The sequence below is a fragment of the Actinoplanes awajinensis subsp. mycoplanecinus genome, assembly GCF_001509495.1.
Classification (GTDB): Bacteria; Actinomycetota; Actinomycetes; order Mycobacteriales; family Micromonosporaceae; genus Actinoplanes; species Actinoplanes palleronii.
This window is the reverse complement of record NZ_LLZH01000319.1, coordinates 12,670-26,497: the sequence shown is the minus strand read 5'-3', so window position 1 is coordinate 26,497 and position 13,828 is coordinate 12,670. Positions and strand designations below refer to the sequence as shown.

The window sequence follows — 13,828 nt, the reverse complement described above, 5'->3', positions numbered from 1 at the left end:
CCATTACCGTCAGTTCGCCTCGGCGAGCGACTTCTCGATCGACGCCAGCAGGTTCGCGGCCTCGGCCGCCGGAACGCCGCCGCCCTGCGCCAGATCGGCGTTGCCGCCACCCCGGCCGGAGAGCGCACCCTTGACCAGATCCTGCGCGGACAGGCCCCGGCTCTTCGCGGCCGCGTTCACCGCCACGATCAGCGACGCCTTGCCGTTGGCCCGGGAGGTCACCGCGACCACCGCGGGACGCGCCTGGTCGATCCGGCCCCGGATCTCCTGGGCCAGCGTGCGCACGTCGTTGACCGCCGCGCCCTCCGGCGCCTCGGTCCCCACGTAGGCCACGCCGCGCAGATCCTTGGCGCCGTCGGCGAGCGCGCTCGCGCCGCCCATCACCATCTGCGCCTTGAGCTTCTCCAGCTCCTTCTCCGCGTCGCGCAGCGCCGAGACGGTCTGCTCGACCCGGTCGGCGACCTGGTCGCCGGGCACCCGGAACATGTCGGCCAGGCGGGACACCAGCAGGTGCTCCTTGGCCAGGAAGCTGAACGCGTCGATGCCGACCAGCGCCTCGACCCGGCGCACGCCGGAGCCGATCGACGCCTCGGCCAGGATCTTCACGAGCCCGAGCTGACCGGAACGGGCCACGTGGGTGCCACCGCACAGCTCGCGGGCGTAGTCCCCGACCTCGACGACCCGGACCTCGTCGCCGTACTTCTCGCCGAAGAGCGCCATGGCACCGAGCCGGCGCGCCTCCTCCTGCGAGGTGATGAACGCGTTGACCTCGAGGTCGCGCAGCAGCACCTCGTTGATCTGCTGCTCGACGTCGTGCAGCACCGCCGGCGAGACCGCGCCCGGGGTGTGGAAGTCGAACCGCAGCCGGCCCGGCGCGTTCAGCGAACCCGCCTGGGTGGCCGACTCGCCGAGGAAGTTGCGCATGGTCTGGTGGACCAGGTGGGTCGCGGTGTGCGACCGGGAGATCGCCTTGCGTCGGGTCACGTCGATCTCGGCCAGGGCGGACTCGCCGGCGCGCACCTCGCCGCGGACCACCCGCACCTTGTGCACGATCAGGCCGGGGATCGGCTGCTGCACGTCGACCACCTCGACGCGGCCGTCACCCACGTTGATCAGGCCGGTGTCGGCCTGCTGGCCGCCGCCCTCGGCGTAGAACGGGGTGGTGTCCAGGACCAGCTCGACGAAGTCGCCCTCGCCGGCCACCTCGATCCGGCCCTTCTCCCCGATCAGCGCACGGACCCGGGACTCCCGGGTGACCTCCTGATAGCCGGTGAACTCGACAGCGCCGCCGGCGTCCAGCGCCGACCGGTACGCCGACAGGTCCGCGTGGCCGGTCTTGCGCGCCTTCGCGTCCGCCTTCGCCGCGTTCTTCTGGTCGGCCATCAGCCGGCGGAACCCGGTCTGGTCGACCTCGAGGCCCTGCTCCTGCGCGATCTCCAGGGTCAGGTCGATCGGGAAGCCGTACGTGTCGTGCAGCTTGAACGCCTGCGAACCGGACAGCTGCCGTCCACCGGACGACTTGGTCTCGGTGATCGCGGTGTCCAGGATCGTGGTGCCCGAGCGCAGCGTGGCGAGGAACGCGTCCTCCTCCGCGTACGCGTACGTGGAGATCCGGCCGAACTCCTTGGCCAGCTCGGGGTAGGACGGGGCCATGCAGTCGCGCGCGATCGGCAGCAGCTCCGGCAGCGCGGCCTCCTGCCAGCCGAGCAGGCGCATCGCCCGGATCGCCCGGCGCATGATCCGGCGCAGCACGTAACCCCGGCCGTCGTTCGCCGGGACCACGCCGTCACCGATCAGCATCAGCGCGGTCCGCACGTGGTCGGCGATCACCCGCAGGCGTACGTCGTCGGGGTGCGACTCACCCGCGACGTGCCCGGAGTGCACGCCGTACTTCTTGCCGGTCATCTCGGCCGCGCGGGCCAGGATCGGACGGACCTCGTCGATCTCGTACAGGTTGTCGACACCCTGCAGGATCGACGCGATGCGCTCCAGGCCCATGCCGGTGTCGATGTTCTGCTTCGGCAGCGGCCCGACGATCGTGAAGTCTTCCTTCGAGGTCACGTTCGTGATCTCGTACTGCATGAAGACCAGGTTCCAGTACTCCATGAACCGGTCCTCGTCGGCCTCGGGGCCGCCGTCCTTGCCGTACTCCGGGCCACGGTCGTAGAACAGCTCCGAGCACGGGCCGGCCGGACCCGGGATGCCCATCGACCAGTAGTTGTCCTTCTTGCCCCGGCGCACGATGTGCTCGACCGGCACACCGATCCGGCGCCACAGCTCGAACGCCTCGTCGTCGTCCAGGTAGACGGTCGGCCAGATCCGCGACGGGTCCAGCCCGAAACCTCCGTCGGCCACCGACTTCGTCGACAGCTCCCAGGCGAGGTTGATCGCGCCTTCCTTGAAGTAGTCGCCGAACGAGAAGTTGCCGTTCATCTGGAAGAACGTGCCGTGCCGGCTGGTCTTGCCGACCTCGTCGATGTCCGGCGTGCGCAGACACTTCTGCACGCTGACCGCCCGTGAGAACGCCGGCGTCTGCTGACCCAGGAAATACGGCACGAACTGCACCATGCCGGCGTTGATGAACAGCAGGTTCGGGTCCTCGATGGCCGGCAGCGGGGCACTCGGGACCACCGTGTGCCCGTTCGCCTCGAAATGCGCCAGATAGCGCCGCTTGATCTCCGCGGTCTTCATCGATTCTCCTCCTGCGAACCGGGCTGCGTGTCCTCGCGCAGCTCGGCGAATTTGTCCTCGTACAGCTCCCCGGCGGCGAATGCCTCGTGGATCTGCTGTTCCCGCTCGGCCATGCCGTCGCGGACGTCCTCCACGAAGCTACGCATCGACTCGACCAGCCCGCCAGCGGATTGCGAGAGCGAGGTGGCGATACCGGTCGGGGTGAACTCCTCGGCCTTACGGGTCAGCTTGCGGACCACGATGGCGCCGACGGCCAGGCCGACACCGAGCCAGAGCAGGCGTTTCATGACGGCGATTCCCTCTTCCCCAGGATGCTCAGCGACCGGCCTTGCGGCGCTGCTTGATCGTGGTGCGGACCTCACGGTCCTCCTCGGCACTGCGGCGCGCGGCGGCGGCCTTGCGCAGGCCGTACCCGAACGAGGCCACCTTGACCAGCGGGTTCGCGGCCGCGGCGGAGACCACGGTGACCAGGTTCGCGACGTTCGCGGTGACGTTCTGCGCGTGCTCGGTCATCGTGTCGACCTTGGCCAGCTGCAGGTTCACGCCGTCCAAAGAGACCTGAACCTGGCCGAGCGCGGTGTTCACGTTCTCCACCGTGGTGTTCACGTTGCCGAGCAACGGTCCGGTGCGGTCGGTCACCTCGTTGATCGCGCGCGTGGCGGCGTCGACGGTGCGGCCCAGCTTCAGGATCGGCACGGCGAGCACCAGAACGAGCATCAGGAAGGCGCCCGCCGCGATCAGACCAGCGATTTCTCCGGCGTTCATGTTGCGCGTCTCCTCTACGGGTGGTCACGGTACGGCTGGGACAACGTGCAGACCCTACCGTCCGTGACCACTACGCGCGTCACGACGCCTCTGGTGTCGGCTCCAAGAGGATTTCATCCGGGTCCAGCGTCGGATCCGGCGTCACACCGACCGGTCCCGGGTTCTTGTCGGTCTTGCCGCGTTCATCGGCGATCGCGGTGCGCACCTTGATGCTGACCGTCGAGCCCTCGCACGTCCTCGCGCCGCTCTCGCCGGCTTCGGCCTCCGGTGTGCCGGCTTGCGGCACGGCTTCCTGCGCCACCTGGTCCACCGCACAACCGGGCAGGCTGACGAACAGGTCCAGAGTGAACTCGTCCCGCGTCCAGCAGGTGTAGATCCCGTTCTCCGCGTCGATCTTGTTCTCCGGGCAGCCGGCGACCTTCCACGGTGCCCAGCCGGCCTCCTTGAGCGCGGTCACGTAGGTCTGCGAGGTCTCCTTGAACGACTCGCCCGACTCGGCGGTCCGTTCCCAGAACCGGCACTCCAGGAAGCACCAGCGGCTGTTGCTGGCCTTGTCGTCCGGCTTCTGATCCGCCCAGGACGGCACGTTCAGCGCGTTCAGCGACGTGAAGACCGGGTCGCTGCTCATCGCCCGCAGCCCGAAGAACGCCGGCAGCAGGAGCAGCACCACGGTCGCCAGCGTGGACAGCGTGATCACTCGCAGCCGCCGCTGGGTGCGCAGCTTCTGCCGCAACTCGGCGGCCAGACCACCTTCCGGCTCGGCTGCGCCATCGCCCTCGGCCCGCGATCCACTCCCGGTTTTCTTCGCACCGGGCACAGACCCCGATAGTACGGAGGAAGCCGCGCCGGCCCGTGCCACCACGACGGTGCCCGTGCCGTTACCGGTCCCGGCACCGACCGGGACGACCGCGGATCCCGCCGCGGCGCTGCCCTTGGCCCCACCGGGTCCACCGGCACCGCCACCCGGACCGTCCCCGGAGCCGGTGCCCGGCACGGATGCGGTGCCCGGCACCGAGGCCGAGCCCGTGCCACGCCCGCCGACAGCCGCAGAACCGGCGTTTCCGGACACCTGGACTGCTCCCGTGCCCCGCGCCTGGCCACCCTGCCCGGTGCCGGTGCCGGTGCCGGGTCCGCCCGGCCCGTTGCCGTTACCCGGGCCGCCGTTGCCGGGGCCGCCGGGTCCTCCGGGGCCGTTGCCGTTGCCGGGTGCCCTGGTGCCGTTGCCGGGGACGCCGGCCGTGCCGCGTCCCGGGCCGTTGCCGGGCACACCGGCAGCACCACGCCCCGGACCACCGGGCCCGTTGCCGGGCACCGCGGCAGCGCCACGTCCCGGACCGCCGGGCCCGTTGCCGGGCACGGCTACCGAGGCGGCGCCGCGCGGCAGGCCACTCGGGCCGCCGGCTTCCGGGCCGTTCCCGGTGACACCGGCCGCGCCACGGGGCGGGCCGCTCAGCTCAAGGGAGTTCCCGGGCACGCTGGCGGAACCGGCGCCGCGGGGCAGGCCACTCGGGCCGCCCTGTCCGTTGGGGCCGTTGGGGCCGTTGGGGCCGTTGGGGCCGTTGGGGCCGTTGGGGCCGTTTCCGGGCATCGCTACCGATGCCGCTCCGCGTCCGGGGCCACCCGGTCCACCGGGCCCGTTCGGACCACCGGGACCATTCGGACCACCGGGACCATTCGGACCACCGGGACCATTCGGACCACCGGGACCATTCGGACCACCGGGACCGTTCGGACCACCGGGCCCGCCGGGACGTCCGGGACCACCCGGGCCACCGGGACCGCTCGGACCGTTTCCGGGCACGCTGGCAGAACCGGTGCCCGGCACTCGGGCCGAACCGGCCGAACCGGGTACCGACGCGCCACCGCGGGCCGGTCCGGCACCACGGGGCCTAGGCCCGCCGCCACGCTGGCCCGGCGCCGGCGAGACCGGTCCGCTGGGCGTGCCGTGCTCCGGCTGGCCGGTTCCGGCCGCGAAGCCCTGACTCTGATCGGGACCGGCCGGGCGGCGGCCTCGCGGCCCCTGCTCACCGGCCGGGAAACCCTGGCTCTGCTCCGGACCGGCCGGGCCACGGCCCTGATCGGCCGGTCCACGGTCCTGGTCCGGAGCGGCGCGACGCCGGCGACCCCGCGAGGTCGGCTCCGGTCCGCCCATGCCGGCCGGGAAACCCTGGCTGGCGTCCGGCCCACCGGTCCCGGCCGCGAAACCCTGGCTCTGATCCGGGCCGCCCATACCGGCCGGGAAACCCTGGCTCTGGTCGGGGTGGCCCATACCGGCCGGGAAACCCTGGCTCTGGTCCGGACTGCCCATACCCGCGCGGAAACCCTGGCTCTGCTCCGGGTTCCCCGCACCTGCCCGGAAACCCTGGCTCTGCTCCGGGCCGCCCGCACCCGCGCGGAAGCCCTGGCTCTGGTCGGGACCACCCGTGCCCGCGCGGAAGCCCTGGCTCTGGTCGGGGTGGCCCATACCGGCCGGGAAGGCCTGGCTCTGCTCCGGAACCGGCGCGCGGCGCCCGCCCGCGGCTCGGGCCGGGCCACCACCCTCGGCGCGGCGTCCGCCACGACCGGGTTCACCGGGACGACCCGGCTCACCGGCGGTCTGCTCGCCGGCGCCCGGTTCGAGCTGCGCGCCGACCAGGTCGGCGAACGGCGAGTCGGCCGCGATCCGGACGCCCTGCTCCTCGCCGCGCCCCCGTCGACCCGGACCGGCCTGACCGGGCACCGAGACGCCGCCACCGGGGCCACGAGTCCCCTGGCCGGGCGGCGTCACACCACCGGTCTGGCCACCGTCCTGCGAACGCCGGTCGGTGGTGAAACCGTCCTCGTCCGGCGCGAGCTGACCGTTGCCGCCCCGCGGCGGCGGGCGCTGAATGACACCCGAGGGGCTGTCCGCCATCGCACCGGCCCGGCCGGGTATCGCCGGAGCACGCACACCCTGACGGCCCGGTACGACCGGCGGCACCACGGCCGCGGAAGCCCGGACCGGCCGCCCGTCACCGGGTCCGACCCGGCGCGGTCCGGGAACACTCGGCACACCGTCCCGGCCGCCGGGACCGTTGCCCGGGCCGCGCTGCACGGCGCCAGTTCCCTCGCCCGGACCACCCGGCATGCCGCCAGGACCACGCTGACCGTTGCCGGGACCACCCGCGGCACGCTGACCGGCGCCACGGCCGGTGGCGCCGCCCGGGGCGCCGTCCGGCGCCCCGTGCCGGCCCGTACCCTGCTCGCGCGGATCCGGAGCGGCCGCGTGCCCGGCACGGCGACCGGCCGAGCCGTCCAGCGCTCCGGTGCTCAGTCCGAACCGGTCCTCCGGCTGCGCGTGCGCTCCGGACGTCGGTCGCGCCGACCCGCCGCGCATCGCGTCCGGACCGGTCGCGTGCGAGCCGTAGCCGTCGTCAGCCGCGGCGTGCGTGGGCGCACCGGAGACCGGGCGCGGCCCGCGACCGCCGTAGGAGCCGTCCGGCGCGGCATGTGTGGGCACACCGGAGACCGGACGAGGCCCGCGGCCGCCGTCCGGCGCGGCATGTGTCGGCACACCGGAGACCGGACGAGGCCCGCGGCCGCCGTCCGGCGCGGAGTGTGAGCCGTCGACCGGCTCGGCGCCGTCGGCGCGGGACCGGCGGCCGCGGCCGCCACGTTCGTCGGCGGCCGGCACGGGGCCGGTCTGGTAGACGGCCGGCGACACCGGGTCGGCCTGGTAGACGATCGGCGGCACGGTCTCCGCGGCGAAGCCCGCGCCACCGTTCGGGATCGGGCCGGTCTGGTAGACCGCCGGCGGGATCGGACCGGACTGCTGTGCGTCGGCGCGCGCCGGACCGCCCTCGGCGCGGAACCTGTCCCGGGCCGGACCGGCCGGTGAGGTCGGGCGGACACCAGGCGAGACCGGGCGCACGCCCGACGTCATGCCCCGCGGGTCCGGGCCGACGGCCCGCCCGCCGGGGATCTCCGGCGGGTTGCCGGACCGCGGAACGCCCTGCTCCGGATAGCCCGGCGCGGCGGAGTCGATCTGACGGCGGCCGCTGCCCGGCTCGGGCGGCATGCCGGGACGACCGGGCGGGGAGACCGGCGCGCCGGGCCCACCACGCCGGGCCGGTCCCGCGCCCACCTGACCGGGCGAGACCGGGTTGGGGGCCGGCTGACCGCCGGGGCCACCACGCTGACCGGGCGGAACCGCCCGGCCCGGTGCGGCACCCGGCGGAATCTGGCCGGTCGCCATGCCGCGCGGCATCTGACCGGCGGGCGGCTGACCACCACGCGGCATCTGGCCGGGCTGCTGCTGACCGTCGCGCGGCATCTGACCTGGCGCCTGACCGTCACGCGGACCGGCCGGGACGCCGCGCGGCATCTGACCGGGAGCGACCGGACCGGCGGGCTGAGCGCCGGGAGGCGGCCCGCCACGCTGACCGGGCGGCATCTGACCGGCGGGCTGAGCACCGGGAGGCGGCCCGCCGCGCTGACCGGGCGGAACCGCACCGGGCGGCATCTGACCGGGAGCGATCGGACCGGACCGCTGGCCCTGCCCGGACATACCGGGGCCGGGACCTTGGCCGGGCGGCATCTGGCCGGGCGCCTGCGCAGCACCCTGCGGACCCTGACCGGGCCGCCGGACCGGCGGCGCCTGCCCGGGACCGGCCGCGGCCGGTCCGGGCTGCTGCGCACCGGGGCGTCCCGGGGAGAACTCACCCGAGGGACCCTGCCAGCCGGGCGCGGGCGCACCGGCGGGCCGGGCGGCCGGGCCGTCACCGGCGGGCTCACCGCCGCCGAAGACCGGGCCGTCGTCGTCCGGACGGTCCTCGGCGGTGGGCGCACGACGGCCGGACTTGCTGGTCCGGCCCTCGCCGGGCGCCGTACCGGGCCCGATCGCGACAGCCGACTGCTTCGCCGTCCGCAGGTCGTCGAGCCAGCCGGTCTCCTCGCGCGGGACCTCGACCGGTTCGGCCGGCTGCTCGGCACGGCCGCGCCCGAAACGACGGCCCTTCTTGCCGCCGCTCTGACCGGGGTCGTCGTCGGGCCGATCGGCACCGCGCGCTGTCACGGCTGTTCCTTCCCGGCTGCGACGCCGCTCTTGTCTGACCGCTCTGACCGCATCACGTCGTCCTCGGCATCCGGTCCGGCCGCCGCCGTACCCGATCCCGTCACCGTTACCGGATGGTCCGCGGCCGTGTCCGGGACGCCCTCATCCGCCGTCTCCACCACCCTGCCCGGCTCACCAGCCGGTGTCCCCGCCTCGCCGGATGCCGCCGGCTCGACGGGCCCCGAACCCTGCGGTCCGGAGCCGGTGGTGCCCGTCTGTTCCAAGTCCGCCGACGACTGTGACGCATCGGAGGCCGCCGCACCACCCGCCGCGCGGTTCGCACCGCTCGCCGAAGCGGCGACCGGCCGCGATTCGCCGGGCCGGGCGCCGAGGCCCCGGACGATCCGGCGCAGGCGCGGCACCCGCTCGCCGACGGCGCGCTCGGCCCCGTGTTCGGACGGCCGATAGTAGTCGGTGCCCACGAGATCGTCGGGAACGTACTGCTGACGTACAACGCCTCTCGGGTCGTCATGCGGGTACCGATAGCCCAGACCGTGACCAAGGCCACGTGAGCCCGAGTAGTGCGCGTCGCGCAACGGCGAGGGGACGGCGCCGCCCCGACCGGCCCGGACGTCGGCGATCGCGGCACCGATCGCCGTGGTGACGCTGTTCGACTTGGGGGCGGTGGCCATGTGCACGACCGCCTGGGCCAGGTTGAGCTGGGCCTCGGGCATGCCGATGAGCTGCACCGCCTGGGCCGCCGCGGTCGCCACCAGCAGCGCCTGCGGGTCGGCCATCCCGACGTCCTCGCTCGAGAAGATCACGATGCGCCGGGCGATGAACCGCGGGTCCTCGCCGGCCACCAGCATCCGGGCCAGGTAGTGCAGTGCGGCGTCCGGGTCGCTGCCCCGCATGCTCTTGATGAACGCGCTCGTCACGTCGTAGTGCGCGTCGCCGTCGCGGTCGTAGCGGACCGCCGCCACGTCGACCGCGCGCTCGGCGGTGGCCAGGTCGATCACTTTCGCGCCCTGGGCGGTCGCGGACCCCGCGGCGGCTTCGAGTGCGGTCAGCGCCTTGCGCACGTCGCCGGCTGCCAGCCGTACCAGATGGGTCTCCGCCTCGGGCGACAGCGACACCGCGCCGCCCAGCCCGCGGTGATCGGCGACGGCCCGGCGGATCAGGCCGCGCACGTCCTCCTCCTGCAGGGCTTGCAGGGTCAGCAGCACGCAACGGGAGAGCAGCGGTGAGATCACCGAGAAATACGGGTTCTCGGTCGTCGCGGCGAGCAGCGTGACGGTGCGGTCCTCGACCGCGGCGAGCAGCGAGTCCTGCTGGGTCTTGCTGAAGCGGTGCACCTCGTCGATGAACAGCACGGTGGGTGGTCCGCCGGAGCGGCGGGCACGGCGGGCCGTCTCGATCACGGCGCGGACGTCCTTCACGCCGGCGGTCAGCGCGGACATCGCCACGAACTTGCGGTCGGTGGCGTGCGCGACCAGGTGCGCGATGGTGGTCTTGCCGGTGCCGGGCGGACCCCAGAGGATCACCGACATCGGGCTGGAACCCGTCACCAACTGCCGCAACGGGGCGCCGGGGGCGAGCAGATGCTGCTGCCCGACCAACTCGTCCAGGCTCGCCGGGCGCATCCGGACCGGGAGCGGGGCGTCGGCCGCGGCCGCACCGAATCCGGCGGTCTCGACACCCGCCGGACCGCTCGGGGCGGCTGGCCCGAAGCCCGGTTGCGCGAGAGAGAAGAGCCCGTCGGTGTCCATCACAACCGACAGTACCGGCCCGCCGGGGCCGATCCGAAATGCCACGTCACCACGTGTGGACACGCTCCCGGCCCGCGAGTGCGGCACTACTGTGCGTGCACGCGCGGGCCGGCGGAGGAGCGAGGTGGATCAGCCGCGGCCGGGGCGACGGCCGGCGAACCGACGGCCACTGCCGGTACCGGTGGACGGGCCACGACCCACGCCGGCCAGGTAGAGCGAGAGCAGCAGCAGGCCGAGCGACGCCATCGTGGAGAAGTTGAACAGGTCGGGCGCGCCGAAGTTCGTATTGAGCAGGTCAGCGAGCAGGTAGATACCGAAAACGACAGCTGCGGCGATCGCAAGCATCAGGTTCCTCCGGGGGTGAGAGCCGATGCTGAAGGAGTACCCACATCAATGGGTTCCCGAAACTTGGGTTTCACCAGATAGAGCGGAGCGGCCGCGGCGAGCACCACGGCGCCCGCCACCATGGCCGCACTGACGCCGGCACTCTGCGCGAACGCGGTCAGCACGATCGCCCCGATCGCGAAGCCCGGCTGGCCGACCATCGAGTTGAGCGAGAGCAGGCTGGTGCGGTACTCCCCCTCGGCCTGCCGGTGCAGCAGCCCGGCGTGCACCGGGTTGGCCGCGCCGTGCGCCGCGTAGGTCAGCAGGAACCCGGTGATCACCCCGGCCGGGCCGGCCAGCAGGCCCATCGCGACGATCGTCAGACCCTGCACGATCCGCAGGGTGAAACCGGCCCAGGGCGCGCCGACCCGCCGGATGAGCAGCGGCACCAGCGCGGCGCCGGCCGCCGAGGCCGCCCATCCCACCGAGCTGACCGGGCCCATCAGCGCCGCCGCACCGTCTTTGTCGGCCAGCACCTCGCTGAGCCGGATCGGCATCAGCTTCTCGAAGGTGACCATGCCGAAGCTCCACAGCAGCTCCACCATGATCAACGCGAACACCACCCGGGACCGGCGGGCCAGGCCCAGCGCGGAGCCGATCGCGACCGGCACGCCGCGGAGCGAGGCGGCCACGGCCGCCCATCCGCGAGCCGGGCGGGCCTCATGCATCAGCAGCGCCACCGCCAGCGTGCTCACCATGCTCAAACCAAGAGCGACAAGCATGGGTACGGTCAGCGCGCTCACCCGGCCGACCGGCCCGAGCCAGACCAGTCCCCCGCTGACCAGGGCCCCGCCCGCGATGCCGAGGCTGAGCGCGACCGAACCGTGGCTCAGCCCGGTCTCGATGTCGGCGTGCTCGTCCGCGGCCAGTGACTCGTCGACGAACCAGGAGTCCAGCGGGCCGCTGTCCAGCGCCCGGAACACCCCCTGCAGCAGCCAGGCCAGGGCGAAGAGCGCGAACGTGTCGGCGAAACTCATCACGGCCAGCGCGGCAACGTTGACCACCCCGGCGATCAGCAGCAGCGGGCGCCGGCCGAACGCGTCGGCGAACCCGCCGGTGGGCAGCTCGAGGACCAGCACGGTGAAACCCTGCACCGCGGCGACCGTGCCGGCCTGGGCGATGGTGAGGCCGCGCTCGAGCGGGAGCAGCACGAGCATCGGGATGGTCAGGCCGACCGGGAACCAGCGCAGCGTGATGAGGAGCAGGAAGCGGAACCGGACCTGCCGCACGGAGAGCGTCATCATCGGTCAGCCTCGTCCCCGGTCGCGTCGTCTTCCCCGGTCCCGCCTTCGCCGCCTTCCATCACGCCTTCGATGCGGGGCAGGGCGGACGTGTAGAGGGCGACCGAGCGCGCGTCCGGCGCGGGCTCGTCCAGGCCGAGCTTGCGATAGCGCTCGATGACGTCCTCGATGTCGCGCATCATCGCCTGGGTCTGCGCCGAGCCCAGCTCGAGCATGTAGTCGGAGATCTCGGCGGTGTCCTGCCAGGCCGGTGTCTCGCCGGGCAGCGCACGACGCCAGTTCTCCGCCAGCTCGGCGAAGCGGCTGACCTGTTGCTTCTGCAGCCACTCGGCGGCCGCGGTGGCCTCCGGGTCGCCGTCGTAGTAGCTGCGCCGGAAGCTGGACATGTCGTGCGCGGCCCGCCACCAGCGCTGCCGGCCACTGCCCGCGCGCTGCTCCTCGATGACCAGGCCGGCCTCGGCGAGCTGACGCAGGTGATAACTGGTCGCGCCGGTGTTGGTGGCCAGGGCGGTGGCGAGCGAGGTGGCCGTGGCCGGGCCGGCCAGCCGCAGCTGGCCGAGCAGCCGGAGCCGCAGCGGGTGGGCCAGGGCGCGGATCTGCTCCCCGGTGAGGTGGACCTGTGTGAGTTCGTCGGCCATGCATCCACAATAACTGTGCACAGAAGTTATGCAAAGCAATTGTGTATCACCGTCGCCGACGTGCCGTGAGCTGGGCCTTCCGGGACTTGAGGTCAAGCCAGGTTGAAGTTGCAGGCTCGTGAGCATGGAAAACGACACGCTTGACGAAGCGCTGGTCCGGCTCCACGGGACCGGGCCGGAGCACGACGGCTGGCTCTCCAACCACGCGCCGATGGCGACCGAGGCGTTGATCAGGAACGGACACGCAGACGATGTGCACCGGTGGATCGACGCCTACCGGGATCGTCTGGACGAGGCGCCGCGCGGCATCGCGCCGATCTCCGCCGAGGGCTGGCGGGATCCCCTCGGCGACCCGACCCGAACCGGGGACTGGCTGGGCTTCTTCGAACGGGAGACCCGGTCCGGGCCGTGGCGGGCGGTGCTGGCGACCTGGTGGCCGCGGCTGCTGCCGGGTATCGCCGCGGGTGCCACGCACGGGGTGATCAGGGTCGGGCACGCGGTGCGGGCGCTGCTCGACCGGGAGACGCCGGAGCGGGTGGCGGAGCTCGGTCAGGGGCTCGCATACTGGGCCGCGCGGTGGCAGCCGCTCGCGCCGGCCGGGCACGGGGCGTATCCGGCGAGCGACCCGCGGAGCGCGCTGGACGCCGTGCCGCGGGTGCCGGATCAGCGGTTCGGCATCCGGAACCGGCTCGCTCAGCTCGCCGACCTGCCCACGTGGCCACAGGCGGCCGGCGCGGTGCCGGGGAGCGATGCGGCCGAGGACCGCCTGCGAGAGATCGTCGCGGCAGCGGTCCGGCACCATCTTCGGTACGGATACGGCAACCCGGTCATGCTCGTGCACGCCGCGACCGCACCGGCCGCCGTGCTGCGAACGCTGCCCGCGTTGCCGCCGTCGTTGGCCGGTCCGAGCCTGGCCGCAGCCTGGGCCGCCGCGGCGGCGGTGACCGCGGCCTATTCCCCCACCACCCCCGACCCGACCGCCAGGCTCGAACCGGCCTCCGCGCTCGATCCGGCGGAGGTGTTCGATCGGGCGGTGGTGTCGGGGGACGCGCATGCGATCAAGTTTGCGGATGCTGCCGTCGAGGCCTGGCAGGCGTTCGGTGATCCGGCGCTGCTGGCGGCTTCGGTGCACACCACCGGCCTGATCGGCCCCGCCTCCTGAACGCGGGCGCCCGGCGGTCCCGGATCACGGTCGCCGCCGCGCTCCAGGTCTTCGGCTGGCTGTCAGGGGTGTCTCCGCGTCGCGGAGACACCCCTGACGACCAGCCAACCACCGCGAGGCGCGCTGCGGTCCGGGGTGGTGACGGCCTTGCGCGGTGAGTGGCGCGG

9 protein-coding genes are annotated in these 13,828 nt (G+C 73.4%); 1 reads left to right on the top strand and 8 read right to left on the bottom strand.

All coding sequences use genetic code 11. The features are described from left to right. Positions 1 to 9: 9 nt before the first annotated feature. The 8 genes from alaS to ADL15_RS43105 form a co-directional block, all read right to left on the bottom strand. Complete coding sequence (alaS, locus tag ADL15_RS43150; RefSeq protein ID WP_067705022.1) at positions 10 to 2,691, bottom strand: alanine--tRNA ligase; 2,682 nt, start codon at positions 2,689 to 2,691, stop codon at positions 10 to 12. Then, positions 2,688 to 2,978 carry a hypothetical protein gene (locus ADL15_RS43145; RefSeq protein ID WP_067705018.1) on the bottom strand — a complete coding sequence of 97 codons (291 nt, stop codon included), beginning with the start codon at positions 2,976 to 2,978 and terminating at the stop codon, positions 2,688 to 2,690. Before ADL15_RS43145 ends, alaS begins: the two co-directional genes overlap by 4 nt. Before the next feature lie 28 nt (positions 2,979 to 3,006). Next, a complete protein-coding gene (locus ADL15_RS43140) occupies positions 3,007 to 3,456 on the bottom strand; it encodes a DUF948 domain-containing protein (RefSeq protein WP_067705015.1) in 450 nt (149 codons plus the stop codon). Between the two features lie 79 nt (positions 3,457 to 3,535). Next, entirely contained in the window at positions 3,536 to 8,488 is a 4,953-nt protein-coding gene (locus ADL15_RS56710) for a hypothetical protein (RefSeq protein WP_157441963.1), read from the bottom strand. Further along, complete coding sequence (locus tag ADL15_RS43120; protein ID WP_067705002.1) at positions 8,485 to 10,236, bottom strand: replication-associated recombination protein A; 1,752 nt, start codon at positions 10,234 to 10,236, stop codon at positions 8,485 to 8,487. The genes ADL15_RS56710 and ADL15_RS43120 overlap by 4 nt, the downstream gene beginning before the upstream one ends. Positions 10,237 to 10,365: 129 nt before the next feature. Beyond that, positions 10,366 to 10,581 carry a hypothetical protein gene (locus ADL15_RS43115; RefSeq protein WP_067704999.1) on the bottom strand — a complete coding sequence of 72 codons (216 nt, stop codon included), beginning with the start codon at positions 10,579 to 10,581 and terminating at the stop codon, positions 10,366 to 10,368. Further along, complete coding sequence (locus ADL15_RS43110) at positions 10,581 to 11,864, bottom strand: MFS transporter (RefSeq protein ID WP_232344910.1); 1,284 nt, start codon at positions 11,862 to 11,864, stop codon at positions 10,581 to 10,583. The genes ADL15_RS43115 and ADL15_RS43110 overlap by 1 nt, the downstream gene beginning before the upstream one ends. Then, complete coding sequence (locus tag ADL15_RS43105; RefSeq protein WP_083972463.1) at positions 11,861 to 12,499, bottom strand: winged helix-turn-helix domain-containing protein; 639 nt, start codon at positions 12,497 to 12,499, stop codon at positions 11,861 to 11,863. Before ADL15_RS43105 ends, ADL15_RS43110 begins: the two co-directional genes overlap by 4 nt. 124 nt (positions 12,500 to 12,623) lie before the next feature. Between ADL15_RS43105 and ADL15_RS43100 the strand changes: the two genes are divergently transcribed. Then, positions 12,624 to 13,661, top strand: coding sequence for a questin oxidase family protein (locus ADL15_RS43100; RefSeq protein WP_067704996.1), 1,038 nt, complete (start codon positions 12,624 to 12,626; stop codon positions 13,659 to 13,661). The last annotated feature ends 167 nt before the right edge of the window (positions 13,662 to 13,828 follow it).

Coding starts and splice junctions, on each gene's coding strand:
- alaS (WP_067705022.1), bottom strand. CDS start 2,691: ATGAAGACCGCGGAGATCAAGCGGCGCTATCTGGCGCATTTCGAGGCG.
- ADL15_RS43145 (WP_067705018.1), bottom strand. CDS start 2,978: ATGAAACGCCTGCTCTGGCTCGGTGTCGGCCTGGCCGTCGGCGCCATC.
- ADL15_RS43140 (WP_067705015.1), bottom strand. CDS start 3,456: ATGAACGCCGGAGAAATCGCTGGTCTGATCGCGGCGGGCGCCTTCCTG.
- ADL15_RS43120 (WP_067705002.1), bottom strand. CDS start 10,236: ATGGACACCGACGGGCTCTTCTCTCTCGCGCAACCGGGCTTCGGGCCA.
- ADL15_RS43115 (WP_067704999.1), bottom strand. CDS start 10,581: ATGCTTGCGATCGCCGCAGCTGTCGTTTTCGGTATCTACCTGCTCGCT.
- ADL15_RS43110 (WP_232344910.1), bottom strand. CDS start 11,864: ATGATGACGCTCTCCGTGCGGCAGGTCCGGTTCCGCTTCCTGCTCCTC.
- ADL15_RS43105 (WP_083972463.1), bottom strand. CDS start 12,499: ATGGCCGACGAACTCACACAGGTCCACCTCACCGGGGAGCAGATCCGC.
- ADL15_RS43100 (WP_067704996.1), top strand. CDS start 12,624: ATGGAAAACGACACGCTTGACGAAGCGCTGGTCCGGCTCCACGGGACC.